A 26212-nucleotide genomic window follows, 5' to 3' on the forward strand; every position below is an offset into this window, starting at 1 on the left:
GAGGCGCCGCCGTTCTGGAAGATGGCGCTGCGCGGCCATGGCCTGCCCGATGACCAGCGCGTGGACCGCTGGCAGGTGTGCCACTTCACGCCGCCCACGCACGTGATGATCGAAGTCGGGGTGGCGCTGGCGGGGCAGGGCGGCAAGGACGCGCCGGCGGACAAGAAGGTCTACGCCATCGTGGTGGACTTCATCACGCCGGAAACCGAAACCTCGCACCACTACTTCTGGGGCATGGCACGTCACTTCAGGCCGCAAGACCCGGCGCTCACCCTTTCCATCCGCGAAGGGCAGAGCAAGGTGTTCGGGGAGGACCTGCAGATGCTGGAGCGCCAGCAGGCCAACATCTCGCTGTGGCCCGATCGCAAGCTGCTGATGCTCAACATCGATGCCGGCGGCATGCAGTCGCGCCGCGTCATCGAGCGTTTGCTGGCGCAGCAGACGGCGGCCAAGGCCGATGCCGGCAGCGCCGCCAGCGTGGGGGAGGCGGCGAAGTAAATGGCACTCGACAAGCCCTACAAGGACGTGCCCGGCACGACGATGTTCGATGCCGAGCAGTCGCGCAAAGGCTACTGGCTCAACCAGTTCTGCATGTCGCTGATGAAGGCCGGGAACCGCGAGAAGTTCAAGGCCGACGAGCGCGCCTACCTGGACCAGTGGCCGATGACGGAAGAGCAGAAGCAGGCCGTGCTGGCCCGCGACCTGAACCGCTGCATCGAGCTGGGCGGCAACATCTACTTCCTGGTCAAGATCGGCGCCACCGATGGCATCAGCGTGCAGAAGATGGTGGGCAGCATGACCGGCATGACGGAACAGGCCTACGCCCAGATGATGCTCTCCGGCGGCCGTTCGCCGGAAGGCAACCGCTACCTGCACGAGCAGCCGTCCCCGCAGCCCCAGCAACCCCAGCCGCCATCGCGGCAACCCGGGAAGGAGGGCTGACATGGCCCGCATCACCGCATCCGTCTACACCTCGCACGTCCCGGCCGTCGGTGCCGCGCTGGACCTGGGCAAGACCCAGGAGCCCTACTGGCAGCCGGTGTTCCACGGCTACGACTTCGCCAAGCAGTGGGAGAAGGAGAACCCTCCCGACGTGGTCTTCCTGGTCTACAACGACCACGCCACAGCTTTCAGCCTGGACATGATCCCGACCTTTGCCATCGGCACGGGCGCGGAGTTCATGCCCGCCGACGAGGGCTGGGGCCCGCGCCCGGTGCCCAAGGTCATCGGCCATCCGGAGCTGGCCGCGCACATCGCGCAGTCCGTGATCCAGGACGACTTCGACCTGACCATCGTCAACAGGATGGACGTGGACCATGGCCTGACGGTCCCGCTGTCGCTGATGTTCGGCCAGCCCGAGGCCTGGCCGTGCCCGGTGATCCCCTTCGCGGTCAACGTGGTGCAGTACCCGGTGCCCAGCGGCCGGCGCTGCTTCAACCTGGGCAAGGCCATCCGCAAGGCCGTGGAGAGCTATGACGAGCCGCTGAACGTGCAAATTTGGGGGACGGGCGGCATGAGCCACCAGCTGCAGGGGCAGCGCGCGGGGCTGATCAACCGCGAGTGGGACAACGCCTTCCTGGACAAGCTGATCGACGATCCGGAGGCCGCTGCCAGCATCCCGCACATCGACTACGTGCGCGAGGCCGGCAGCGAGGGCATCGAGCTGGTGATGTGGCTGATCGCGCGCGGTGCCATGAGCGACATCGGCGGCGGCCCGAAGCCGACGCTCAGGCACCGCTTCTATCACGTGCCCGCCTCGAACACGGCCGTGGGTCACCTGATTCTTGAGAACCACTGAAGAGGGAAACCGGGCGTGCGAGCGCCCAGGAGAGAAGAACATGACGCGACCGTGTGTGCTGTTGCTGCCGGGCCTGATGTGCGATGCCGCCGTGTGGACCGCGCAGTGCGAAGCGCTGAGCTTCGCGGACTGCGTGGTGCCGTCCTATGGCGAGCTGTCGTCCATCACCGGCATGGCACGCCATGTCCTGGAAATCGCGCCGGCGCAGCGCTTCTCGCTGGCCGGGCACTCGATGGGGGGCCGCGTGGCGCTCGAAGTGGTGCGCCTGGCGCCCGAGCGCGTGGAGCGGCTGGCACTGCTCGACACCGGCATGGACCCGCTGGCCGAGGGCAGTGCCGGCGAGCAGGAGCGCGCCAAGCGCATGGCGCTGCTGCAGCTGGCGCGGGAGAAGGGCATGCGCGAGATGGGCCGCGTGTGGGCGCGGGGCATGGTGCATCCGTCGCGCCTGGACTCGCCGCTGTTCGGGCAGATCCTGGACATGATCGAGCGCCAGACGCCGGCGATCTTCGAGGCCCAGATCAACGCGCTGCTGGGCCGGCCCGACGCGCGCGAGGTGCTGCGCGACCTGCGTTGCCCCACGCTGCTGGCCTGTGGACGCGAGGACGCCTGGAGCCCGCTGTCGCGGCATGAGCAGATGCACGCCATGGTGCCGCAGTCCCGCCTCGTGGTGATCGAGGACAGCGGCCACATGAGCACGATGGAGCAGCCCTTCGCCGTGTCCCGGGCGCTGGTGGAGTGGATGCACTGGTGACCTGGCGTGGCTGGCGTCAGCCGTCCAGCCCCAGCACCCGCCTCGCGTTGTCGTGGAAGAACTTCTCCAGCACGCCGTCCTTGAAACCCAGGCGCTGCGCGTCCTCGATGCTCTGGCGGATGGGACGGAAGGTGTAGGAGGAGCCGAACAGCACCTGGTCGGCCAGGAAACCATTTGCGGCCTGCACGACGACCTCGCTGCCCGGCAGGAACAGGTACATGTCGGGCACCAGGAACACGTTCTCGTACCTGAAGGCCACGCCCACGAGCTGCTGCGTGTTGGGCCAGTAGCCGTGGTAGGCCACGATGCGCAGCTTCGGGAAGGCCGCGGCCACGCGCGCCAGCGGGGCGGGGTCGTTGTAGCGCTGGTCCGGCGTGGTCGGGCCCGACATCAGGAACACCGGCACGCCAAGCGCCGAGAGCTGCTCGTAGATGGGGAAGTACACCGGGTCGTCCGGATGCCGTGCCGGCGTGCCGAAGCCCGGCTCCAGGTTGATGCCGGCCAGGCCGAGCTGCTTGATCGCGCGGTCGATCTCGCCCGGCGTGGCGGCGCCCAGCAGGTCCGGGTCCACCGAGCCGATGCCGACCAGCCGCGGGTCCGAGCGCACGATCGCGTGGATCTGGTCATTGGGCAGGTGCTGGCTGGGCGTGTGGCGTCCCACCACCACGGCCTTGCTCAGTCCCGCGTCCGTGATCTCGGCGAGAAAGCCCTCGTGCGTGCGAGAGCGCGCGTAGTGCTCCAGGTTGCCGCGCGTGCCCACGCGCTGGTTGAGCCAGCGCGCCACGTCGTTGGACGGGGTGTCGGGCGTGGCGCCGAAGAAGTCGTGCAGGTACGCCGGCCTGCAGCGCATGTCGATGACTTGCCGACTCATGTCAGGCCGCCTTCTTCTGCACCGCCTGCGTGGCGCGCACGTCGAAGGCGCCGCCGGTGAGCGCTTGGTCGCGCAGCGTCACAGGCTTCTTGCCCGGCAGCAGCGGGAACACCAGCTCGGCGAAGCGGATGGCTTCTTCCAGGTGCGGATAGCCCGAGAGCACGAAGCTGTCCACGCCCAGGTCCGCGTACTCCTTGAGCCGGGCGGCGACGGTTTCGGGGTCACCCACCAGCGCCGTGCCGGCGCCGCCGCGCACCAGGCCCACGCCGGCCCAGAGGTTGGGGCTGATCTCCAGCTTGTCGCGACGCCCGCCGTGCAGCGAGGTGATGCGCTGCTGGCCCACCGAGTCCATCCTGGCGAAGTTGGCCTGCGCAGCGCGGATGTCCTCGTCCGTGAGCTTGCTGATCAGGCTGTCGGCCGCGGCCCAGGCCTCGGCGTTGGTTTCGCGCACGATGATCTGCAGCCGCACGCCGAAGCGCACGCTGCGCCCGTGCTTGGCGGCACGCGCGCGCACGTCGGCGATCTTCTCTGCCACGGCCGCGGGCGGCTCGCCCCAGGTGAGGTAGGCGTCCACGTGCTTGGCTGCCAGCTCGTGCGCCGCCGGCGACGACCCGCCGAAGTACAGCGGCGGGTAGGGCTTGCTCTCGGGCTCGAAGTTGTTTTTCGCACCTTCGATCCTGAGGTGCTTGCCCTCGAAGTCCACCTTGTCCCCTTGCAGCAGCCGCTTCCAGACGGTGAGGAACTCGTCGGCCACCTCGTAGCGCTCGTCGTGCTTGAGGTACACGCCCTCGGCCGCCAGCTCGGCGGCGTCGCCGCCGGGCACCACGTTGAGCAGCAGACGGCCATGCAGCGCCTGGTCCAGCGACGCGGCTTGGCGCGCGCTGGCGGTGGGGCCGCTGATGGAGGTGCGCAGCGCCACCAGCAGCTTGATGCGCTGCGTCACCGGCACGAGGCTGGAGGCCACCACCCACGGGTCCAGGCAGGACGCGCCAGTGGGAATGAGCAGCCCGTCGTAGCCCAGCTGCTCGGCCGTGACGGCGATCTGCCGCATGTACTCGTTGCTCGCGGGACGGCCGAAGTCGGACTTGCCCAGGTAGCGCGTATCGCCCGAGGTGGGCAGGAACCAGAAGATGTCGAGGCTCATGGCGTTGTTCTCTTTCGTTATGGATGGGGCTGGAAACTCCCGTTCGGGCTGAGTCCTTCGACAGGGCTCTCCTGAGCTTGTCGAAGGGCTCAGGGCGAACGGAGCAAAGAAGCTCAGGAATAGGACGTGGGCTCGGGATAGCGGCCCAGCAGTGCATGGCGGCCGAGGTCGCGCAGCTTGTAGTCGAGCGGGTCGTGCAGCGTGTGCACGCGGGCGTTGCGCCAGAAACGGTCCAGCCCCAGGCGCGAGGCCGTCGCGCCCGCCCCCGTGAGCTCGAAGACCTGTGTGCTGACGTCGATGGCGGCGCGGTGCGCCACGGCCTTGGCCTGCGCCACCGCCACGGCCAGCTCGCCGCGGTCCGAGGCAGTGACGTCCTCGCCCAGTGCCAGCGCCTGGTCGAGCTTGTGCGCCGCCAGATCGGCCAGCACCTCGGCCGGCCGCACCAGCACCGACAGCTCGCCGTAGCGGTGCTGCACGTAGGGGTCGTCCACGGCGCGGGCCAGGCCCGAGGCGAAGAAGGGGCGCGAGGAGTCGCGCGTGTAGCGCAGACCCTGTGACAGCGCGCCCTGCGCGATGCCGGCGTAGAGGTTCACCAGCACCAGCTGTGCAATCTGCGAGCGCAGCGTGGCCCGCGGGCGCGGCACGGTGCCCGGGCGCACCAGCACCTGATGCGCTTGCACGCGCACCTGGTTGAAGGTGACGGTGCCGCTGTCGGTCTGCTTCTGGCCGAAGGCGTCCCAGTCGCCCTGGATGCTGATGCCCGGGTGGCGGCTGGGCAGCGCGGCGATGAGCAGGCTTTGCGAAGCCTCATGCCATGCCGAGAAGGTGAGCTGGTCCGAGCCCACCGAGCCGGAGCAGTAGCTCTTGGGACCGTGGACGATGAAGCCGTCGCCGTCATCGTGCGCCAGCGTGCGCTTGTCGTTGGGATTCAGCGCGTTGCCCCAGAACAGGCGTTCGCCCACCGTGGGACGCAGGAAGAACTCATGCTGCTCCGGCGTACCGTACAGCAGCACGGTGGCGACCTGCAGGTGATGGAAGGCGTACACGTGCGCCAGCGCGCTGTCCACCTGCGCCAAACGCCGCAAGCCCTGGAAGAAGAGCTGCCAGGAGTGGCCCCAGCCGCCGAAGGCGTGGGGGGTGGTCATGTCGAGCAGGCCGCTGCCGCGGATGAGCTCGCGCTCTTCATGGGCGTGGCCGCCGCGCTGGTCGCGTGCGACGGCGCTTTCCTCCAGCGCCCGGGCCAGCGCTTCGGTTGCAAGCTCGACTTCCGCCGGATCGGCCAGGCCGGCCGTTGCCGGGCCTGTAGGGGTGCGGTGCAGGGGCATGTTCCTCTGTTCTCATTCGACTGAATTCAGTCTAGGAGGGGCTCCTTGGCCGCGGCAACGACGCATTCCGAGCGTGCTTATGCGCGGAGGATCGATGGCACCGGCAGTTGAGTTGCGCATCCCGATAGCCGGAGCGCCGCGCTTTTTACTTCGTCATCCCCGCGCAGGCGGGGATCCAGACGGTCCTACGGCAGAGCGAAGCACAAGTGCGGCGAACTGAAGTACGAGAGCTGGCTGTGCGCTGCCTGATCGGCTTGCGGCTGACTTGGGGGCCGCCTGGATTCCCGCCTTCGCGGGAATGACGAAGCAAAGAGGAGGCCGTCTGTGCTTCGTCCTTCGTTGTTCAGCAGCTTTGCCAGCCAAGCGCCGACCAATTCCAAGCTCTCACCGCCTCACCTCAAGAATCAGGTTGAACGGCGTCTGCGCCGCGCGCCTGAAATGCGTGAAGCCGGCCTTGCGGAACACCTCGCGCAGCCGTGCCTCGCCGGCCTGCGCGCCCAGCACCAGCTTGCCGCCCTCGGAGATGGCGTGCGCGCAGCACAGGGTGGTCGAGGCCGAGTAGTAGAGCCGCGCCACGGTGTCGGGCTGGCCGTCGAAGCGGTCGGGGGCGAAGGGCTCCACCAGCAGCACCGTGCCGCCGGGCGCCAGTACCTCCGAGGCATATTGCGCCGCGGCCACCGGGTCGCCCATGTCGTGCAGGCAGTCGAAGAAGCACACCAGCCCGTAGTGCCGGTTCGGGTAGCCCACGGCCGACGCCACCTCGAAGCTCACGCGATCGGCCACGCCGGCCGTGGCCGCATTGCGCCGGGCCTCGGCAATCGAGCCCGCATGCACGTCGAAGCCGTGGACGCGCGAGTTGGGAAAGGCCTGCCCCATCAGAACTGCCGAGTGCCCGTGGCCGCAGCCCACGTCGGCCACGCTGATGCCGGCTTCGAGCTTCTCCACCACGCCTTCCAGCGCCGGCAGCCACTGCGGCACCAGGCAGGCCTTGTAGCCGTTGCGGTAGAAGGCCGCCACGCCGCAGTGCAGCCGCGCGTCGTGCTCGCCCCAAGACAAGCCCTTGCCGGTGCGGAAGGTTTCCAGCGTCTTGTCCTCGTCGAACCACATCGACGCCGGCACCTGCCAGGCGTTGGGGATGAACACCGGGCTGTCCTCGTCGGCCAGCACCAGCGCCTGCTCGGCCGCGAGCTCGAAGGTGCCGCTGGCGGCGTGGCAGTCCACGTAGCCGCCCGCGGCCTGCGCGTTGAGCCATTCGCGCACGTAGCGCTCGGCGCAGCCACTGCGAGCGGCCAGTTCCGCGGCACTGATCGGCCCGGCGCCGGCCATGGCCTTGTACAGCCCAAGGCGGTGGCCCAGGCTCACCATCACGCCGCCATAGGCGGAGGCGATGTCGCCGATGGCGCGCATGACGAAGGCGTCCAGCCGGGCTTGGTCGATCGTGGCCGTGCTCATGGGATGTTCTCCTTTGCTCTCGGTGCCCGACGCGGGCGCCGTGGCAGCCATGGTGGCGACGGCGCCACTTCGGACGAAGAGCCGAAATCGCCCAAAATCGGTCCGTTCGTGCCACGCCGGCGCTGCGGCGCCGAAGGAGATCGAGGCCATGACCGCAGCGGACACCCCTGTTGGAGCGGCACCGCGCCACGTCAGCTTGCTGGCGCTGCCCGAGGTTGCGGCCTCCACGCTGTTCGGCCTCTACGACGTCATGAACGCCTTCGCGCTGATGGGCCTCGCGGCGCCGGGCACGCCGGCGCCCTTCGTGGCCGAGATCGTGGGCGAAGCCGCCGGCCCGCTGACGCTGGCCAGCGGCGTGCCGGTGCAGGTGCAGCGCCGCTTCGACGACATTACCGGCACCGACATCGTGATCGTCCCTTCCGTCGTGCTGCAGCTGCAGGACTGGCGGCCGGGCCGCTATCCGCGCCTGCTGGAGTGGGTGCGCGCGATGCACGCGCGCGGCGCCCTGTTGTGCTCGGCCTGCTCGGGCGTCTTCCTGCTGGCCGAAACCGGGCTCTTCGACGGCCGCGACGTCACGGTGCACTTCGGCTACGCCCCTGCCTTCCGGGCGCTGTACCCGGCGGTGCCGGTGCATCCGGAGCAGGTGCTGGTGATCTCCGGGCTGCGCGAGGAGCTGATCACCTCGGGCGCCTCGAACACCTGGCACGACCTGGTGCTGTACCTGATCGCGCGCCACGCCGGCGCCACGACCGCGCAGGCCGTGGCGCGCAGCTTCGCGCTGCAGTGGCACCAGGACGGGCTGACACCCTTCATGGTGTTCGAGGGCCGCAGCGACCACGGGGACGCCGAGGTGCGGCAGGCGCAGCAGTGGTTGAGCACGCACTTTTCCGTGGCCAACCCGGTGGAGGAGGCGGTCAAGCGCTCGCGCCTGGCCGAGCGCACCTTCAAGCGCCGCTTTGCTGCCGCCACCGGGCTCACGCCCATCGCCTACGTGCAGCGGCTGCGCATCGAGGACGCCAAGCGCAGGCTGGAGCGCACCGATGCGTCGGTGGACGAGATCAGCTGGCGCGTGGGCTACGAGGACGCCGCCTTCTTTCGCCGCCTGTTCAAGCGCACCACCGGCATGGCGCCGGGCGCGTACCGGCGGCGCTTCAGCATTCCGGCGTTCGCGCGGACGTAGCGGCGGGCTGGTCTGACGGTGCCGCTTGCAGTGCCGGCACGGCGTCGAACAGCGCGCCCAGCCGCTGCTGCAGGGCGGCCGAGATGCCCGTCATCGGCGCGCGCACCTCGGCGCGGATCAGGCCCTGGCGCGCCAGCATCGCCTTGACCGGGCCGGGGTTGGGCTCGGCGAACAGCAGCTCGATCAGCGGCACCAGCGGCTGCCACTGCGCCCGGGCCGCTTCCAGGTCGGCGCGCGCCAGCGCCTTCAGGACCGCCACGAAGCGCTCGGTGTGCAAGTGCGCGCTGGCGGCGATGGCGCCCGCGCCGCCCTGTGCCACGTTGCCGAAGATCTGGATGTCCTCGCCGGCCAGCACGGCCAGCCGGCCGTCCGCGATCAGCGCCTGCGTCTTGCCGGCGTCGCCGCCGCAGTCCTTGACGGCGCGGATGTTGGGATGCGCCGCCAGCGCCAGCAGCGTCTCGCGTGCCAGCACGGCGCCGGTGCGGTAGGGAATGTCGTAGACGATGAGCGGCAGGCTGCTGGCGTCGGCCAGCGTCTCGAACCACAGCCGCAGGCCGGCCTGCGACGGGCGCACGTAGTGCGGTGCGGGCACCAGCAGGCCGCGCAGGCTGGGCACCCGTGCCGTGCCCAGTGCCGAGAGCCGCTCGACCCAGGCGCGCGTGTCGCCCAGGTGGTAGCCGCTCAGGCCCATCACCAGCGGCAAGCCTTGAGCGTTGCGGGCCACGGTGTCCAGGCAGGTAAGTTGTTCCTCCTCGCCGAGCGCGGGCGCCTCGCCGGTGGTGCCGCAGACCACGAAGCCGGCGATGCCGGTTGGCGCCAGGGCACGGGTCAGGGTTGCAAGGGCCTCGTGGTCCACGGCCTGGTCGCGGAAGGGCGTGACCAGGGGCACCCAGAGGCCGGAGAAAGCAGGGGGAGTTGGCGATGTCATGGCAGTCCTTTGAAGTTGACCGAGGGATCAACCGTCGAAGGACAGGCGAAGGGCGAGGCCAGTACCAGGGCTGTGGCGGTCCCGTCGCTCATCCGACGACGGAACCGCAGCTCCGGTCAGATGAGCTGGGCTTTCTCTTTTTTGGACGCGCATGCACCGACCCGCGGGTCGGAGAAGGCGAGGGCGTCCAGGCAAGGCATCGGGCCAGTATAGCCGGCCGCCCGCGGCTCAAGTCCCGCAGAAGGTCCGGTAGCCCGCCGTCACTTCGGTCGGCGCCGGCTCGGCATGGCGGGCGTTTTCCGCCGTCTCCTCGAAGGGATTGCGCAGCGCCTCCAGCATGCGGTTGAGCGGCCCCAGGTCGGCGTGGTCCGAAGCCGCGGCCAGCGCCTCCTCCACGAGGTGGTTGCGCGGGATGACGATCGGGTTGACGCGGCGCATGCGCTGCGCGCGTTGCGCGCCGGCCTCGTCCGCGCCGGCGTCCTCCGCGGCGCAGCGCTCGCGCCAGCGTGTGAGCCAGTCGTCGAGCTTGCGCGCCTGGCCGAAAAGCGCGCGCAGCGGCGCTTCGTTGCCTTCGGCTGCGTCGGCCAGGCGGCGCCAGGCGAGCGTGAAGTCCACGCTCAGGCCGTGCATCAGGTGCAGCAGGTCCTCGGCCAGCGCCGAGTCGGCCTCGTCCTCGCCGGCCTCGGCGCGCTGCAGGCCCAGCTTGGCGCGCTGGCCCTGCAGCAGTGCTGCCGCGTAGACGGCCGGGAAGTCGTCGATCACGGCCGTCGCCTGCTTCACGGCCTCGGCGGTGGCGGGCTCGGACTCGTCCGCAGCGATCAGCGGCAGCAGCGTCTCGCCCAGCCGCGCGAGGTTCCAGCGCGCGATCAGCGGCTGGTTCGAGTAGGCGTAGCGGCCATGGTGGTCGATGGAGCTGAACACCGCGGCCGGGTCGTAGGCCTCCATGAAGGCGCACGGGCCGTAGTCGATGGTTTCGCCGGAGATGGTCATGTTGTCGGTGTTCATCACGCCGTGGATGAAGCCCACGTTCATCCAGCGCGCCACCAGCGCCGCCTGCCGCTCGGCCACGCGGCGCAGCAGCGCCAGGTAGCGGTCGGGGGTGCCGGCCAGGTCCGGATCGTGGCGCGTGATGGCGTAGTCGGCGAGCTGGCGCAGCTTGTCCAGATCGCCGCGCGCCGCGAAGAACTGGAAGGTGCCCACGCGCAGGTGGCTCAGCGCCACGCGCGTGAGCACGGCACCGGGCAGCACGCGCTCGCGGAACACCGAGTCGCCCGTGGCCGCCACGGCCAGCGCGCGCGTGGTCGGGATGCCCAGCGCGTGCACGCCTTCGCCCACCAGCACCTCGCGCAGCATCGGCCCGATGGCGGCCTTGCCGTCGCCGCCGCGCGAGAAGGGCGTGCGCCCCGAGCCCTTGAAGGCGATGTCGCGGCGCCTGCCGTTGTGATCGATCACTTCGCCCAGCAGCAGCGCGCGCCCGTCGCCGAGCTGCGGCGAGAAGCCGCCGAACTGGTGCCCGGCGTAGGCCTGCGCCAGCGGTTCCGCGCCCTCGGGCACTTGGTTGCCGGCAAACAGCGCCGCGCCCTCCTCGCTGTCCAGCGCGGCGGCGTCCAGGCCCAGTTCCCCGGCCAGCTCGCGGTTGAGGAACAGCAGGCGCGGCGCCGTCACGGTGGCGGGCTTCCAGGGCACGTAGAAGCCCGGCAGGTCGCGGGCATAGGTGTTGTCGAAACGGAAGTTGAAGGCAGTCATGGGGAAGGCTGGCGCTCAAAACGCCAGTGTGACGGCCGCCACGATTCCGGGCTGGGCCAAGGTCTAGCGGCTCGTGGGCCGCCGCGCCTGCCAGCAGGCAGAACCCATGCCCCGGGCCGTGCCCGGGGTTGCCTGGGCATCCAACGCCAGGCGCGCGGCTTGCTGCTGCGCTTGATTGTTCCAAGCTGCGCAGCCCGCCGTTTTCCTGTGTCTTCCCAGCCTTTCTCCCGGTCGGATGACCGGTTCCGCCTGCTCGTTGACAGCGTGCAGGACTACGCCATCTTCATGCTCGACACCGCGGGTTGCGTGCAGACGTGGAACGCGGGCGCGCAGCGGCTCAAGGGCTACGAGGCCGACGAGATCATCGGCCGTTCCTTCGAGACCTTCTATCCCGCCGAGGCAGTCGAGCGCGGCTGGCCGCAGGAGGAGCTGCGGCGGGCCACGGCGCTGGGCCGCTTCGAGGACGAAGGCTGGCGCGTGCGAAAGGACGGCAGCACCTTCTGGGCCAGCGTCGTCATCACGGCGCTGCGCGACGCGCGCGGGCGGCTCGTGGGCTTCGGCAAGGTCACGCGCGACCTCACCGAGCGCAAGCGCCATGATGAGGCGCTGCGCCACAGCGAGGAGCAGTTCCGGCTGCTGATGGAGGCGGTCAAGGACTACGCCATCTTCATGCTCGACCCCGAGGGCCGCGTGCTGACCTGGAACGCGGGTGCGCGGGCCATCAAGGGCTACACGGCCGGCGAGGTGGTGGGGCGGCACTTCTCGATGTTCTTCACGGCGCAGGACGTGGCCGCGGGCGCACCCCAGCGCGAGCTGGACGGCGCCCGGTGCACCGGCGGGCTGGAAGCCGAGGGCTGGCGCGTGCGCAAGGACGGCACGCTGTTCTGGGCCAACGTCGTCATCACTCCCGTGCATGACGACGCCGGCGTGCTGCGCGGCTTCGCCAAGGTCACGCGCGACCTCACCGAGCAGCGGCGCATGCAGGAGCTGGAGCACTCCAGCCGCCGCATGCACGAGTTCCTGGCCATGCTCGCGCACGAGCTGCGCAACCCGCTGGCGCCCATCCGCAACGCCAACGAGATCATGCAGCGCATGCCCGAGCTGCCCGCGCCGCTGGTGCGGGTGCGCCAGATCATTGACCGCCAGCTGCGCCACCTCACGCGGCTGATCGACGACCTGCTGGACGTGGCCCGCATCGTCAACGGCAAGATCGTGCTCAAGACCGAGCCGCTCGACTACCGCGAGGTCGTCAACGCCAGCCTGGACGCGATCCGACCGGTGGTCGTCTCGCGCAACCAGCGGCTGGAGGTGGCGCTGCCGGACGCGCCGCTGGCGATGCGCGCCGATGCCACGCGCATCTCGCAGTCGCTGCAGAACCTGCTGAACAACGCCTCGCGCTACACGCCCGCGGGCGGCGCGATCCGCGTGGCCGTGCGCGTGGAGGGCAGCATGTGCGTGACCACGGTGGAGGACACCGGGCAAGGCATCGCGGCCGCTGCGCTGGAGCGCATCTTCGGCCTGTTCGAGCAGGAGGGCCCGCCGCATGGGCACGGCGACGGCGGGCTGGGCATCGGGCTGTCGCTGGCGCGCAAGCTCGTGGAGCTGCATGGCGGCGCGCTGTCCGCCTTCAGCGAGGGGCTGGGCCACGGCAGCCGGTTCACGATGCTGTTGTCGCTGGAAGTGTCCGCTCACCTGCCGAGGCCCCAGGCACTGGCTGAAGCCGCCGCCCCGGCCGCGAGCCGGCGCGTGCTGGTGGTGGACGACAACCGCGACTCGGCCGACTCCATGGTGGCGCTGCTGCAGCTGCTGGGCCACGAGGCGCATGCGGTGTACGGAGCGCGGGCCGCGGCCGAGGCGGCCCGGGGCTTCCGGCCCCAGGTGGTGCTGCTCGACCTCAACATGCCCGATGGCGACGGCTTCTCGGTGCTGCGGCAACTGCGAGAGGTCATGCCGGGGCCGCTGTTCGTGGCGGCCATGACCGGCTACGGCCTGGAGACGGACCGGCGCCGCACCGCGCTGGCGGGCTTCCAGGCCCATCTCACCAAGCCCGTGGGCATGGAGGAACTGGAGCGGGTACTGACGGAGGCCGCCGGCTTGTCGGCGTGAACCCCGCAATTTTTCTTGCAATGCGCGCCGGCTACGGGCGCCCGCGAGAAGCTGACCCGCCCAACGGGCCTACCGCTGCAGCAGCCTCGGCAAGCGCAGCGCCGAGTGCGGCGGGGGCAGCGGAGCTCAGCGCGCCTTCAGCCGTCGCACCCAGAAGTCGCCCGTGAACTGCACCAGGCTCACCAGCGCCACCAGCACGACGATGACGACGGCCATCACCGTGGTGTCGAAGCGCTGGTAGCCGTAGCGGATGGCGAGGTCGCCCAGGCCGCCGGCACCCACTGCGCCGGCCATGGCCGAGGCGCCGATCATCGACACCACCGTGATCGTGAAGCCGCCCACGATGCCCGGCAGCGCCTCGGGCAGCAGCACGTGCCACACGATGTGCCGGCGCCGGCAGCCCATGGCCTGGGCCGCCTCGATCAGCCCGGCGTCCACCTCGCGCAGGCTCACCTCGGCGATGCGCGCGAAGAAGGGCGTGGCGCTGATGGACAGCGGCACCACCGCAGCCCAGAGCCCGATGGTCGTGCCCGTGATCAGCCGCGTCAGCGGGATCAGCGCCACCAGCAGCACGATGAAGGGCGTGGCACGGAAGGCGTTGACCACCGAGCCGGCCACGCGGTTGAAGCGCGGCCACGGCAGCACGCCGCCCGGGGCCGTGAGCACCAGCAGCACCGCCAGCGGAATGCCGGCCAGCAGCGCGATCAGCGCCGAGGTGCCCACCATCAGCACCGTGTCCAGCAGCGCCTCGACGAGGCGGTCAATCATGATCGGCGACATGGCCCAGCTCCCTGGCGTGATGGCACAGCCGCAGCGTCTCCAGCGCCGCGGCAAGGGGTTGTCCATTGGCGGCGGCGACCACCAGCCGGCCGTGGCTGTGGCCCTGGATGCGGTCCACGCCGCCGTGCAGCAGCTGCACTGGCCCGCCCAGCGCGGCGGCCAGCCGCACCAGGTCGGGCTCGATGCCGCCTTCGCCCGTGTAGACCAGTTCCAGCACGCGCCGTGACGGCCGGTCCGCCGGCGGCTGCGCCAGCAGCCGCTGCTGCAGCTCCCGCGGCAGCGACTGCTCCAGCGGGCGCAGCAGCGCGCGCGTGGCGTCGTGCGCCGGCGCGCCGAACACCTTCCACACCAGCCCGGCCTCGGCGACGCGGCCTTTCTCCAGCACCAGCACCTCGTCGCAGACCTCGCGGATCACGCCCATCTCGTGCGTGATCAGCACGATGGTCAGGCCCAGCTGGCGGTTGATGTCGCGCAGCAGCGCCAGGATCGACTGCGTGGTCTCCGGGTCCAGCGCCGACGTGGCCTCGTCGCACAGCAGGATCTCCGGGTGGTGCACCAGCGCGCGCGCAATGCCCACGCGCTGCTTCTGCCCGCCCGAGAGCCGGCCGGGATACGCGTCGTGCTTGCCTTGCAAGCCCACCAGCGCCAGCAGCTCCGTCACCCGCCGGCGGATGTGCTCCGGCTTCGCCCCGGCCACGCGCAGCGGCAGGGCGACGTTCTCGAACACGGTCTTGGCCGAGAGCAGATTGAAGTGCTGGAAGATCATCCCGACCCGGCGGCGCAGTTGCACCAGGCCGTCCTCGTCCAGCGCGGCGAGGTCCTGGCCGTCCACCAGCACGCGCCCGCTGCTGGGCTGCTCCAGCCGGTTGACGGTGCGCAGCAGGCTGGACTTGCCCGCGCCGCTGCGGCCGATGATCCCGAAGATGCTGCCGGCGCGGATGTCCAGGCTGATGCCCTCCAGCGCCTGCACCGGCCCGGCGCTGGAGCGGTAGGTCTTGCCCACCTGCTCGAAGCGCACCGAGCCGGCTGCCGGGCGCCGCGGCGTATCCGTGGAGGCATCGGGGCAGGCGGAGGGCGCCTGCGATGGGCCCGGCGCTTGCGCCGGCACGAAAGAGCTTCTGGGCGCCAGGGCCCACGGGGTGGCTGACATGGCGCGGCTCACTGGTTCAGCCAGGGCAGGGAGTAGAGCTTGGCCTCGCCGCCGAAGAGCTTGTGCACCTCGTCGCGCACGGCCTTGGACTCCTGGAAGATCTTCACGAACTTCCTGACGCGCGGGTCGTTCACGTTGTCCTGCCGGGTCACGAAGCGGATGGCGAAGTACACGTCCGACACGCCGGTGTAGAGCAGCCCGGCGGTGGCCATCTGCGGCTTGCCGGCGCTGACGAAGTGCGCGGGGATGCCCTGCGCCAGGTCCACGTCGTCGATGGCGCGCACGAGCTGCGGGCCTTCCACCTCGGCGAACTTGAGCTTCTTCGGGTTGGACACGATGTCGTTGACGGTGCCGCGCACGCCCACGCCGTCCTTGAGCTTGATGAGCCCGGCCTTCTCCAGCAGCGCCAGGCCGCGGCCCTGGTTCACCGGGTCGCTGGCGACGGCCACCTTGGCGCCGTCCTTGAGTTCCTCGAATTTCTTGATGCGGTAGGAAAAGAGGCCGATGTTGGGCAGCACGCCGATGCCGGCCACGGCGAACTTGTAGCCGCGCTCCCTGATGGCGTTGTCCAGGAAGGCCTGGTGCTGGAAGTAGTTGATGTCCAGGTCGCCGGCCTGCAGCGCGGTGTTGGGCGTGGTCCAGTCGGTGAACTCAATCACCTTCACGTCCAGGCCCTGCTTGCGCGCCTCGCGCGCCGCGGCCTCCATGGTGTCGGCATGCACGCCGGCCGAGGCGCCGACCTTGAGCGTCTGCGCCTGCGCGGCGCTCCAGACGAGGAAGCTGGCGAGGAAGGTGGTGAGCAGTCGGGTGGTTTTCATGGTGATGCGTGTGTTTTCTGTGGGAAGCGGGGAAGGGGTCAGCGCAGCCGCCGGAACTGCGCCGCCACGTGGCGTTCAGGCAGGCGGTCGCCCTCGCCGAAGAGCTTGTGGCGCAGGCTGCCCGGCGTGTAGGCGCTCTTGTGCAGGCCGCGGTTCTGCAGCTCGGGCACCACGAGGTCCACGAAGTCCTCGAAGCTCTCGGGCACCACGGTGCGGGTGAGGTTGAAGCCGTCGATGCCGGTTTCCTCCACCCAGCTCTGCAGCTCGTCGGCCACCTGCGCCGCGTCTCCCACGATGGCCGGGTAGCGGCCGCCGAGCTTGAAGTGCTCCAGCAGCTTGCGCCGCGTGCCGCCGAGCTGCTGGATCGCCTTCGCGGCGGACTGGATGGCGTTGGTGGTGTCGAGCTGGATCGGGTCGTCCAGCCCGTAGCGCGCCAGGTCCACGCCCACGCTGGAAGCAAAGTGCGCCAGGCCCGCCTCGGGGTTGGCGTAACGCACGTACTCCGCGTGCTTGTCGCGCGCCTCGGCGGCGGTGGCGCCGGGCACCACGCTCACGCCCAGCACGATCTTCAGGTCCTCCGGCCGCCGCCCGGCCAGCGCCGCCGCCGTGCGCAGCGACTGCACCGTCTCGCGCACGGCCGGCTTGTGGATGCCGCCGACGAAGACGGCTTCCGCGTGCCGTGCCGCGAAGCGCTGCCCGCGTCCCGAGGTGCCGGCCTGGTACAGCACCGGCGTGCGCTGCGGTGAGGGCTCGCTCAGGTGCACGCCCTCCACGTCGTAGAAGCGGCCGTGGTGGCGCACCGCGTGCACGCGCGCCGGGTCGGCGAAGACGCGGTGCTCCCGGTCGCGGCGCACCGCGCCGTCCTCCCAGCTGCCTTCCAGCAGCTTGTAGAGCACCTCCAGGCACTCGTCGGCGCGCTCGTAGCGCTCGTCGTGCAGCAGCTGGTCGTCCTGCCCGATGGCGCGTGCGGCGCTGTCCAGGTAGCCGGTGACGACGTTCCAGCCGAAGCGCCCGCGCGTGAGGTGGTCCAGCGTGGAGAAGCGCCGCGCCAGCAGGTACGGGTGCTCCGACAGCGCGTTGACCGTGACGCCGAAGCCCAGGTGCGAGGTGGCCGCCGCCATGGCCGACACCAGCAGCGTCGGGTCGTTGATGGGCAACTGCACCGCCTCGCGCAGCGTCAGGTCCAGCCCGCCGTTGTAGACGTCGTAGACGCCCAGGATGTCGGCAATGAACAGCCCGTCGAACAGGCCGCGCTCCAGCGTGCAGGCCAGGCCGGTCCAGTATTCGAGGGTGTTGTAGTCGGTGCTGCGGTCGCGCGGGTGCGTCCACAGGCCGTGGTTGATGTGCCCCACGCAGTTTTCATTGAACGCGTTGAGGACGATGTGCTTGCGGGCCATGGCGATCCGTGGGTGGAAAAGGAAAATCGAAATTCAGGACACGGCGGCTTCCGCCACGCGTGCCGGCTGGGAAATTTCAGTTGCGGGCGTTGGAGGGACGGCACTTTCGGCCGGGCGTGGCGAATATCCAGCCTCGCGCCGCCCGCGCTGCGCCTGGATGGCCGATTGCGCCAGCGTGGAAATCACCATGTCGTTCTGCGGCGGGTTGTGGAGGCCGCACAGCACGTCGCGGAAATGGCGCTCCAGCGGCAAATCGCGCGACAAGCCATGCCCACCGGCAATGCCCATGGCCAGCTCCACCACGCGCACCGCGTTGCTGGTCACGGTGTATTTGGTGGCCCACACCTCGTTGTGCAGCCGGTGTTTCAAATCGTCGTGGCGCTCCCAGTGCGCGGCCAGGCCATACAGCTGGGTCTTGGCCGAGGCCAGCAGCAGCTCGATTTCGCCGATCTTCTGCTGCACCTGCGGCGCTTCCAGGATGCTGCCGCCCAGGCTGGCGCTGTACTGCCGGTCCGCAAAATCGAGAATGAAATTCCGGGCCGACACCGCGATACCCAGGTAGACCGCCGCGACCTGCAGCCCGAATACCCGGCTGCCGGTGGTGAAGCTGCTGGGCTGCCCCTTCACCACGTCGCTCAATCGGGCTTCGTGCGGCACCAGCACCGCGTCGAATTCCATGTCGTCGCTGCCGGTGCTGCGCATGCCCAAGCTGTTCCAGTGGCGGATCACGCGCACCCGGTCCGAACTCGGCACCAGGAATTCCGCCATGCGGTCTTCCTCCTCGATCCAGGCGTAAACGATCATTTGATTGAGCGCCGGCGCTGCCGAGCAGAACGCCTTGCGGCCGTTGATCACGTAGCCCTGTGCCGTGCGGCGCGCGATAGTGGACGCCTGGCCGCCGCGCAGCAGGTTGCCGGCGTCGCGCTCGGTGATCAATATGTTCACTAGGTCGCCGTCCTGCACCACGCCACGGCACAGTTTTTCAAAAGCTGGGCGCGGCCATTGCAAGTCGAAACTCAAATACGCAAACGCCATCAGGTGCCAGCCCAGCGACAGCGCGGTGGACGCGCTGCCCTGGGCCAGCCGCTCCTGGAACAGCAGCAATTCATACAGCGACAAGCCGCGGCCGCCCAATTCCTTGGGAATGGTGAGTTTCAGGGCGCCGCGCTCGCGCAGCAAATCAAAATGTTCGGAAGGAAAATCGCCGGCGTCGTCATAGAAACGCGCGGTCTTGGCGATTTCCGCGGCCAATTCAGCGGCGTAGGCGGCAAGGGCCTCGTCCGAGGAGTGGCGCAGCGTCACGTCGGCATGGGGCATGGTGGTGTGTGCGGTGCGGATAAAAGAAGCGCCGCCGCGCGCGGCGCTGCGCGGCTGGGGTGGCGCTGGGAAATCAGAACAACCCGGACAGCGGCGGCGGCGTGCCCTTGAGGTGCCAGGCGCCCACGACGGCGGCCTTCCAGTGCCGCGGGTTGTGGTTGGCCACCGTGCGGGCGTTGCGCCAGTGGCGGTCGAGGTTGTGTTTGCGGGCCGTGGTGGAGGCGCCGCCCACGTCGAATATCAATTCGGCGGCCTTCAACGCCGCCGCGGCGGCCACATATTGGGCTTGCGCGACTTCGATAGCCGCAGCGGCGATGGATTCCTCATTCAAGCCATCGGCCCAGGCTGCATCGATGCGCTCTGCCGCCCGCAGCACCACGGCCTCGGCCGCATAAGCCTGGGCTGAAATCTCGCCCACGCTGAATTCCACGTAAGGATCGTCCACCGAGCGGCTGGCAGGGCTGTGCTTGATGGGCCGTGCATGGTGGCGCGCGAAATTCACCGCGTCCGCCAGCGCATTGCGCGCTACCCCGGCTTCCACCGCGGCCAGGAAAAGCTGGGCGAAGGGCGTGACGATGCTGCGCCGGCTCTGGCCTTCGAGTTGCAGCGGCGAGGGAATGATTTCCTCGGGCAATACCTCCACGTCCACCAGGTTGGTGGTGCCGCTGGCCGTGAGGCGCTGGCCCATGGCGTCGAAGTCGTCCACCAGTTCCAGGCCCCTGCGGTGCACGGGCAGCATGAATCTCATCTCGTGCCCGTTCTCATCCAGTGCCGCGGCGCTGATCCAGTCCGCATACAGGCTGCCGGTGCTGTAGTACTTGCTGCCGGTGGCACGGTAACGCTCGCCGTCGCGCACGATGCGCGAGCTGATGGCGCCATTGGCCCCGCCGATTTCCCAGCCGGCATTGCCGAAAATATCGCCACGCAAACAGCGCGGCAGCCAGCGCCGGCGCAGCGTTTCGTCCCCATTGGCCAGCAGCCCTTCGACGAAAAGAAAGCTCGGCCGCAGTGCCTGGGCGATGTTGGAATCCACGGCCGCCACGTCGATGACGAATTGCACCGTGTCGCGCACCGATGCGCCCGGGCCGCCGTAAAGCCGGGGAATGCGCCAGGTCAGCAGCCGCTCGCTGCCGATGCGGCGAATGGGCTCATGCGGCAGCTGGCGCCGCAATTCCCTTTCTTCCGCGCCCTGGCGCAATCCGGGCAGCAGCGCGGCGGCGCGGCTTTTCAATTCGGCCACGCCAGGAATAGATTCCTCGCGTGCAGCGGCTTTGGGGTGGGCTATGGTCAGTTCGCTCATGTTGATAGGCAGCACGGCGGCGGGTTCGGAATTGGCCCTGGAGCTCGATGATGACGCTCCAGGGTTTTCCGATTCCGGCCGGGCGGTTCCCCTCCTGGAAATTGGATGGGGTGATCCTAGGCAGGCCGAGGGGTTTCCCGAACGAAGGGATTTGCATACGGGTATGAGCGTAATCAGGCCCGTTTCTTGTTCGATTTTCAGGCTTGGAAATTCGTGCCAAGCATGATTGAAGCCGGGCACGGCACCGCGTGCCGTGGCGAGCGGCACAAGGGTTGCCGGCTTCAGGCTTCATCAATGCAACACAGGAGCACGACCATGGGCTTGCTGGACCAGATCCTGGGAGGACTCGCCGGACGGGGCGGCGTCGGCGGCGGACTCGGTGGACCGGGCGGAATGGGCCAAGGGGGCGGCGTGCCCATGGGGCGGGCCCCGGGCGGGCGCGTCAATACGCAGGTGCTGATGGCGCTGCTGCCCATCGTGCTGAACCTGCTGGCCAACCGGCGCCGCGGTGGCTCGATGCCCGGCATGGGCGGCGGTATGGGTGGTCTTGGCGGGGTGCTGGGTGGGCTGGGCGGGAGAGGCGCCTCGGCCGGTGGCCTGGGCGGCTTGGCCGGGCTGCTGGGCCAGCTGGGGCAGCACGGCTATGGCCAGCAGGCGCAGTCCTGGGTCGGCACGGGCGAGAACGAGCCGCTGCCGCCCGAGGCGCTGTCGCACGTCTTCGACCAACAGCAGCTGTCCGAGATTGCCAGCGAGGCAGGCGTGAGCGAGGACGAGGCGCGGCTGGGGCTGTCGGAATTGCTGCCCGAAGTGGTGGACCGCTTCACGCCGCAAGGGCAGTTGCTGGGCGAGGACGAGCTGAACAACAGCATCGACGACTTCGTGCGGCAGCTGGGGGGCTGAACGACGCCAGCATCTGCGCCACGTCAACATCACCGCTGCTCTGAAAGAAAGGGGCGCAGGCGCCCCTTACAATGCCGGCTCTTTACAAAATGAAACGTGCCGGCGAATAGTTGGAAAAGGCAGGGAGCCTTGGCCCGTCGGGACTGAGGGAGCCTGTTTTGTTCACGAGCAAGCGTATTTTGGTGGTGGCTCTGTCGGCCGCTTTGGCCGCCTGCGGCGGCGGCAAGGCGTCACAGGGCGAAGTGGATGCCCTGAGTGCCCAAGTGGCGGCGCAGCAGAAAACCATCGACGGCCTCAACGCGTCCTCGACGCAGCAGCTCAAGGAAATGCAGGACAAGTTGGCGGCGCAACAGGCGACGCTGGACGACCTGCTGGCCAAAATGGCGGCCAATGCGGAAACGCAGCAAAGCCAATGGCAGGAAATCCTGGCGCTGCGGGCCACGATCGACGAACAGCAGAAATACATCAGGCAATTGCAGGCCGGCGCTGAAAAGGTGGATATGGCCGGGCCGGTGCTGAAGAATTTCACGGTGTCTAAAAGCGATGTCGTGATGCCCGACACGCTGGTGTTGAGCGTCGAGGCCCAGGACTCGGGCGCGGGCATGCTCAAGGTGGAGTTCTACGAGGCGGGCAGCAACGTGCCGGTCGCCATTGCCGCCAAGTCTGCCTATAGCTATCCCTACCCGCTGGACGTGCCGGGCAGCAGCACCTATTCCACCTACAGCGTGATCCTTCCGCTCGGCGTGCAGGACAACGGCACCCACTCGTATTACGTGCGGGCCTACGACATGGCCGTGACTGCAGCGGGCACCCTGGCTTCGAACGTCACGTCCAATGCCGACGCAGCGGTGCCCGTGAAGGTGGCGATTCCGGACAATGGCGTGGAGTTCGCTGGCAGTCTCAAGAGCGAATTTGGCGTGGAGCCCGTTGCGATTGCGAGCTTGAAGCCCGATCCCCACCACGCCGGCGTCTTCATGGCCGTGACCAACGAATGGTCTGTCAGCAATTTGTTGAAAGTGGACTATGGCAACAAGACGGCCAGCAAGCTGGCGTCAGGCTCGGACTCGGTAATCGATATTGCTTTCCATCCCAAGCAGGCCGACACGCTGTTCAGAAGCCTGGGTTACGAAATCCAGTCGAGCACGAATGGTGGCTCCACCTGGAGCACGGTGGCCCGCCGGGATGGTTACTACAGTGGCGTCGGCTATACGAGCTATGCCGCACGCTTCCTTGCCTTCACGCCCAGCGGTAACCGACTTTTTGCCTTCAATTATGGCAACGGGGATTACGGTTATTACGCTTATGGAGACGCCCTCAGTTACAGCGTGAACGGAGGTTCGACCTGGAAGGCGGCCACCACCGCGGCCTACTATGGCGAACCGATAGGCTCGGTGATGGTTGGTGGCGGCGACGAGCGAATCGTGTATGCCAGCACCACATCGCGCGTGCTGCGCTCCAGCGATGGAGGCAACAGCTTCAGTTTCGTTGGCAACCTGCCGTCCACGTTGTCGTTGTCTTCCTCGCAGCTCATGCTGTCTGCGGATCCCTTTGATGCCAACGTGGTGCTGGCCCTGGTGCAGACCTACACCTTTGACCAGGGGCAGCGGTCCAAGCTGTACCGCTCCACGGACGGCGGTGCAACGTGGTCGGCTGTCCAGATGCCCACGACGCCACTGGGCCAACTTCTGTTCGATGGGCAGGCCGGTGGTACGGCGGTGATGAGCGTGGTGCACAACGCATACGTCAAGGGCCTGGTCTACATGCCGGCCTTCGTGGGCCAGAACAGCGCCGCGGTGCTGCGCAGCAAGGACGGTGGTGCGACCTGGGACCTGCTGCCGTACTTCGACCCGGCCAGCAAGGGCTATGACAGCCGCAATTCGGCGAGCTGGCTGGTCACCACCAAGCCCGATGCCGACGGTGCCGTGCAACTGTTCCTGCCCAGCAGCAAGGGCTTCAACCGCTACCTGGACCGCACCGCGCTGAAGTGACGCGACCACGCCGCCTGGCCTGCACCGCGGGCCTGCTGCTGGGACTGAGCCTGGGCTTGGGTGGCTGCACCACGCTGCAGCGCCTGGCCCACGCCCTGGGCGACCGCGCACCGCAGCCGCTGGAGTTTCGCCACGAGGACGGCGTCTCCAGCACCTATTACGAGTTCTCCCTCGGCGCGAGCGCGCAGCCGGACACGGTGCTGTTCTTCTACGGCGGCAGCGGCTGTCCGAGCTGGAAGTACGTGATGCCGGACTACGTGCGCGGTCTGCCGGTCGATGCGCGGGTTTTCGTGCTCAACAAGCGCTTCGTGGCCGATCGCTCCACGGGGCTCTTCGGCTGCGGGCGCGAGTTTCACCTCGCGAACCATCCGGCGCAGTGGGCCAGCGACTACGCCCGCTTCATCGATGTACGGCTGCGCGCGCTGGCGTGGCAGCCGCGCCGGGTGGTGCTGGTGGGCGTGTCCGAGGGCGCGCTGGTGGCGGCGCGGGTAGCGCGCAGCGAGCCGCGGGTGACGCACCTGGCGCTCATCGGCGCGGGCGGCTATTCGCTGCGGCGCTCGCTGGAGGTGCTGCGCGAGCAGGGTGCCATCGCGTTCGACGTGGCGGCGGGCACCCGCGACATCGCCGCCGACCCGCGCAGCCTGGACAAGACCTGGTACGGCCAGCCCTACCGCTGGTGGAGCGAGGTGCTGGACCTGCGCCTGGGCGACGACCTGCTGGCGCTGGACGTCCCGGTGCTGCTGGGCATGGGCGAGGCGGACCGCAGCGTGCCGGTGGCATCGGCCCGCTCCCTGGCCGCGGAGTTCCAGGCCGCCGGCAAGCGCAACCTGAGGCTGGAGGTCTACCCGGGCGCCGATCACCGGCTGAGCGCGCCGGGCGTCGAGTACCGGGACGCCTTCTTCGGCACCCTGGGCGAGCTGCTGCGCGGGCCGGCGGAAGCCGACGCCGCGGCGAGCGGGTGGCCCTTGTCCGGTGGCGGCTCCTGAGGCGCTGCCCCGCGCCGCCTGGGCCCTCGGTGTGGACGCCGGGCCGGCTCCCGCGCGCCGGCGCCCGCGGCTGCCGGCGCTGCTGCTGGCGCTGGGGATGGCGGCGCTGCTGCCCGTCCTGCTGAGCCGCCCGCCGCCAATGGCCTCCCGCGCGGCAGCGCCGGCGCCGGCCGGCCTGGTGCTGGCGCTGTTGCCGCCGGCACCCAAGGAAAGCTCGCCTGCTCAGCGTCCGCGCGAGACGCGCAAGGCCGCGGCGGAGCCGGCAGCGCCCGGGGTGCCGCGGGCGGTGGCCGTGCCCGCACTCACCCCGCCAGGCCCGCTGTCCGCGCCCGTGGTGCATCCGGAAGAAGCCCCGCATGTCCGGCCCCCGGCCGAGCCCGCCAGCGCACCGCTGCGGCTGGACATCCAGGTGCTGCGGCGCGCCGCGCGGGACAGCGCGGGCTTGGCCCGGGCCGCGCAGGCGGCGGCCGGGGAGGATCGCGCGGCGTCATCGCCGCAGCAGGCGCTGGGCCAGTCCATCGAGCGGGCCGGCCGCCCCGACTGCATCGGCCCCAATGCCCAGGGCTCACTGCTGTCGCTGCCCAAGCTGGCGCTGGACGCGGTGACGGGGAAGTGCAGGTAGGCCTGCGCCATTTGAATAAGCCGCTTGGCTTTTTCAGCGGGCTGGCCCGATTTCCTGGACGAGTATGTCGGCCAGGCTTTGGCTGAGCAGGTTGGGCTGCAGCGGAAGAATGAGGGCGCAGGATGATTTTGCGTCCTCGTCGCTGAGCGGCACGAAACTGATGCCATGCCCGCCCAATGCCGTCATCCGTTCCGGAATGATGGCGATGCCACGCCCGGCCGCCACGAGCGCCAGCATGGAGGTCTTGGGGGAAATGATGCGTGCCGGGCTGGGCACGAAACCGCGTTTCAGGCACAGATCCATCACCACCCGGGCCAGGCCGCCGCGTTCGCGATAGACGGCCGACACGAATTTCTCGTTCTGCAGGCTGGCGACGGTGGTGCTGGGCTGCTTCGCGGACGGGTGATTTTCCGGAAAGGCCACCCACAAGCGCTCGGCGGCCAGTTCGAAGAATCCGACCCGCGCGTCGCGGTGCAATACCGGCAGGCGGATGACGCCCATATCCGCATGGCCGCTGGCCACCTCCGAAACCTGCTGTTCGGACGAGGCCCGGTCCAGCTCGATGCGGGCCTTGGGGCATTTTTCAGCGAAGCGGTCCAGTGCCGGCATCAGGCCGGCGAGCGGAATGGTGCTGGAGTGAAGCAGCCGCAGCACGCCGGCCTCGCCGCGGGCCAGCTGCCGCCCATCCTCGGCGGCGCCTGCCAGCGTGTGCGCGATGGAGCTCACCCGCTCCTGGTAGAGCACGCCGGCGGGCGTCAGCCGCACGCCCCGCGCCTGCCGCTCGAACAGCAGGAAACCCAATTCTTCCTCCAGCTGCGAGATCTGCCGGCTCAGTGCGGACTGGGCAATGAACAGCGCGGCGGCCGCCTGCGTGAAGCCGCCCAGCTCCGCCACGGTCAGGAAATACTGGACTTGCCGCAGGGTAGGCATGCTGAAACGAGATGGCTGCAGAGCAAATTTGGAATTTGTAGTGTATCGCGCACGCTTCCAAAATCACGCCATTCCTTGCTCAGCAGCCGCCTTGAATTCTCATGGGCGGGTATCTGCACGCATCTTTGGAGTTTCCATGTCGCCTGGTTTCCAAGTCTTTTCCTGCCTGCTGGCCGTCCTGGCCGGGATGAGCGTAGCGCTTCAGCAGGTGCTCAATGCCAACCTTCGTGCCCATTTGGGCTCACCGTGGTGGGCCGGCTCCGTGAGCTACTTGGTGGGTTTGGTGGTGATGTTGTCGGTGGCCTGGCTGGCACCGGGGCCGCGCTTCAGTGAATCCTTTGCCGGCGGTGCGCCCTGGATTTCATGGATCGGCGGATTGTTCGGCGCCATTTTCATCGCCATTGCGATCCTGATGGTGCCGCGCCTGGGCGCCGCCACCACGCTGGCCTTGATCGTGGTGGGCCAGATGATCGGCTCCCTGGTATTCGATCATTTCGGCCTGTTTGGAATGCAGCAGCAGCCGGCCAATATGGTTCGGCTGGCTGGGGCTGGGTTCCTGATTTTCGGGGTGGTTTTGGTGCGGGCTTGATGGAGGAATGGGCGGGCCGAGTACCAACGCGAACCGCACCCTGCACCGTCATTCCCGTGAAGGCGGAAAAGAAGCGTTGAACCGCAGCGGCGCCCCGACCCAGCGGGACGCCGCCGCGGCTGTCCGTCCCTCAG

Annotated in this window: 23 protein-coding genes and 1 pseudogene; 11 read left to right on the forward strand and 13 right to left on the reverse strand. The window is 69.0% G+C overall.

Going from position 1 to position 26212, the window contains the following annotated elements; genetic code table 11:
• The 4 genes and pseudogenes from H537_RS46705 to H537_RS0132005 form a co-directional block, all read left to right on the forward strand.
• A pseudogene (locus H537_RS46705) lies at positions 1 to 498 on the forward strand (aromatic ring-hydroxylating dioxygenase subunit alpha); the annotation flags it as partial.
• The gene (gene ligA, locus H537_RS0131995; protein WP_029001138.1) at positions 499 to 942 is read left to right on the forward strand and encodes a protocatechuate 4,5-dioxygenase subunit alpha; all 444 of its coding nucleotides are present in this window, start codon (positions 499 to 501) and stop codon (positions 940 to 942) included.
• 1 nt (position 943) lies between these two features.
• Positions 944 to 1798, forward strand: a complete 855-nt coding sequence (locus H537_RS0132000) for a class III extradiol dioxygenase subunit beta (RefSeq protein WP_029001139.1) — start codon at positions 944 to 946, stop codon at positions 1796 to 1798.
• 40 nt (positions 1799 to 1838) lie between these two features.
• Positions 1839 to 2549: an alpha/beta fold hydrolase gene (locus tag H537_RS0132005; RefSeq protein WP_029001140.1), complete on the forward strand. Its 711-nt coding sequence runs from the start codon at positions 1839 to 1841 to the stop codon at positions 2547 to 2549.
• A 16-nt stretch (positions 2550 to 2565) separates the two neighbouring features.
• On the opposite strand, the gene H537_RS0132010 is transcribed toward H537_RS0132005, so the two are convergent.
• The 4 genes from H537_RS0132010 to H537_RS0132025 form a co-directional block, all read right to left on the reverse strand.
• Positions 2566 to 3420, reverse strand: a complete 855-nt coding sequence (locus H537_RS0132010; protein WP_029001141.1) for an amidohydrolase family protein — start codon at positions 3418 to 3420, stop codon at positions 2566 to 2568.
• A 1-nt stretch (position 3421) separates the two neighbouring features.
• On the reverse strand, positions 3422 to 4564 hold the full coding sequence (gene ssuD / locus H537_RS0132015) for an FMNH2-dependent alkanesulfonate monooxygenase (protein WP_029001142.1): 1143 nt from the start codon (positions 4562 to 4564) through the stop codon (positions 3422 to 3424).
• A 113-nt stretch (positions 4565 to 4677) separates the two neighbouring features.
• Complete coding sequence (locus H537_RS0132020; RefSeq protein ID WP_043460965.1) at positions 4678 to 5889, reverse strand: acyl-CoA dehydrogenase family protein; 1212 nt, start codon at positions 5887 to 5889, stop codon at positions 4678 to 4680.
• Positions 5890 to 6273: 384 nt separating this feature from the next.
• Entirely contained in the window at positions 6274 to 7341 is a 1068-nt protein-coding gene (locus H537_RS0132025; RefSeq protein ID WP_029001144.1) for a class I SAM-dependent methyltransferase, read from the reverse strand.
• Between the two features lie 148 nt (positions 7342 to 7489).
• Here H537_RS0132025 and H537_RS0132030 point away from each other — a divergent pair, with 148 nt between their 5' ends.
• Entirely contained in the window at positions 7490 to 8521 is a 1032-nt protein-coding gene (locus tag H537_RS0132030; protein WP_029001145.1) for a GlxA family transcriptional regulator, read from the forward strand.
• On the opposite strand, the gene H537_RS46710 is transcribed toward H537_RS0132030, so the two are convergent.
• The gene (locus tag H537_RS46710; RefSeq protein WP_051243895.1) at positions 8493 to 9449 is read right to left on the reverse strand and encodes a 4-hydroxy-tetrahydrodipicolinate synthase family protein; all 957 of its coding nucleotides are present in this window, start codon (positions 9447 to 9449) and stop codon (positions 8493 to 8495) included. The genes H537_RS0132030 and H537_RS46710 overlap by 29 nt on opposite strands.
• Positions 9450 to 9677: 228 nt before the next feature.
• Complete coding sequence (locus tag H537_RS0132040; RefSeq protein ID WP_029001146.1) at positions 9678 to 11195, reverse strand: protein adenylyltransferase SelO; 1518 nt, start codon at positions 11193 to 11195, stop codon at positions 9678 to 9680.
• A 207-nt stretch (positions 11196 to 11402) separates the two neighbouring features.
• Here H537_RS0132040 and H537_RS46715 point away from each other — a divergent pair, with 207 nt between their 5' ends.
• Positions 11403 to 13301: a PAS domain-containing hybrid sensor histidine kinase/response regulator gene (locus H537_RS46715; RefSeq protein WP_043460967.1), complete on the forward strand. Its 1899-nt coding sequence runs from the start codon at positions 11403 to 11405 to the stop codon at positions 13299 to 13301.
• A gap of 126 nt (positions 13302 to 13427) precedes the next feature.
• On the opposite strand, the gene H537_RS0132050 is transcribed toward H537_RS46715, so the two are convergent.
• From H537_RS0132050 to H537_RS0132075, 6 genes are all read right to left on the reverse strand, one after another.
• Positions 13428 to 14081 carry a methionine ABC transporter permease gene (locus tag H537_RS0132050; RefSeq protein WP_029001147.1) on the reverse strand — a complete coding sequence of 218 codons (654 nt, stop codon included), beginning with the start codon at positions 14079 to 14081 and terminating at the stop codon, positions 13428 to 13430.
• Complete coding sequence (locus H537_RS0132055; protein WP_029001148.1) at positions 14062 to 15231, reverse strand: methionine ABC transporter ATP-binding protein; 1170 nt, start codon at positions 15229 to 15231, stop codon at positions 14062 to 14064. Before H537_RS0132055 ends, H537_RS0132050 begins: the two co-directional genes overlap by 20 nt.
• Positions 15232 to 15239: 8 nt before the next feature.
• Positions 15240 to 16049, reverse strand: a complete 810-nt coding sequence (locus H537_RS0132060) for a MetQ/NlpA family ABC transporter substrate-binding protein (RefSeq protein ID WP_043460969.1) — start codon at positions 16047 to 16049, stop codon at positions 15240 to 15242.
• 38 nt (positions 16050 to 16087) lie between these two features.
• Complete coding sequence (locus H537_RS0132065) at positions 16088 to 17446, reverse strand: LLM class flavin-dependent oxidoreductase (protein WP_029001150.1); 1359 nt, start codon at positions 17444 to 17446, stop codon at positions 16088 to 16090.
• Positions 17447 to 17479: 33 nt separating this feature from the next.
• On the reverse strand, positions 17480 to 18763 hold the full coding sequence (locus tag H537_RS0132070; RefSeq protein ID WP_029001151.1) for an acyl-CoA dehydrogenase family protein: 1284 nt from the start codon (positions 18761 to 18763) through the stop codon (positions 17480 to 17482).
• Positions 18764 to 18836: 73 nt separating this feature from the next.
• Positions 18837 to 20063 carry an acyl-CoA dehydrogenase family protein gene (locus H537_RS0132075; RefSeq protein WP_029001152.1) on the reverse strand — a complete coding sequence of 409 codons (1227 nt, stop codon included), beginning with the start codon at positions 20061 to 20063 and terminating at the stop codon, positions 18837 to 18839.
• 315 nt (positions 20064 to 20378) lie between these two features.
• On the opposite strand from H537_RS0132075, the gene H537_RS46720 reads away from it, so the two are divergent.
• The 4 genes from H537_RS46720 (at position 20379) to H537_RS0132095 (ending at position 24559) form a co-directional block, all read left to right on the forward strand.
• A complete protein-coding gene (locus H537_RS46720) occupies positions 20379 to 20963 on the forward strand; it encodes a YidB family protein (RefSeq protein WP_169517133.1) in 585 nt (194 codons plus the stop codon).
• A gap of 158 nt (positions 20964 to 21121) precedes the next feature.
• Positions 21122 to 22951, forward strand: a complete 1830-nt coding sequence (locus H537_RS0132085; RefSeq protein ID WP_029001153.1) for a sialidase family protein — start codon at positions 21122 to 21124, stop codon at positions 22949 to 22951.
• Complete coding sequence (locus H537_RS56620) at positions 22948 to 23937, forward strand: alpha/beta fold hydrolase (protein WP_029001154.1); 990 nt, start codon at positions 22948 to 22950, stop codon at positions 23935 to 23937. Before H537_RS0132085 ends, H537_RS56620 begins: the two co-directional genes overlap by 4 nt.
• Positions 23924 to 24559: a hypothetical protein gene (locus H537_RS0132095; protein WP_029001155.1), complete on the forward strand. Its 636-nt coding sequence runs from the start codon at positions 23924 to 23926 to the stop codon at positions 24557 to 24559. The genes H537_RS56620 and H537_RS0132095 overlap by 14 nt, the downstream gene beginning before the upstream one ends.
• Before the next feature lie 33 nt (positions 24560 to 24592).
• Here H537_RS0132095 and H537_RS0132100 read toward each other — a convergent pair whose 3' ends face one another.
• Positions 24593 to 25489: a LysR family transcriptional regulator gene (locus H537_RS0132100; RefSeq protein ID WP_029001156.1), complete on the reverse strand. Its 897-nt coding sequence runs from the start codon at positions 25487 to 25489 to the stop codon at positions 24593 to 24595.
• Between the two features lie 136 nt (positions 25490 to 25625).
• On the opposite strand from H537_RS0132100, the gene H537_RS0132105 reads away from it, so the two are divergent.
• Positions 25626 to 26078 (forward strand): DMT family transporter, encoded by a 453-nt coding sequence (locus H537_RS0132105; protein WP_029001157.1) that lies wholly within the window; start codon positions 25626 to 25628, stop codon positions 26076 to 26078.
• Positions 26079 to 26212: the final 134 nt, after the last annotated feature.

The organism is Azohydromonas australica DSM 1124, assembly GCF_000430725.1.
GTDB classification, from domain to species: Bacteria; Pseudomonadota; Gammaproteobacteria; order Burkholderiales; family Burkholderiaceae_C; genus Azohydromonas; species Azohydromonas australica.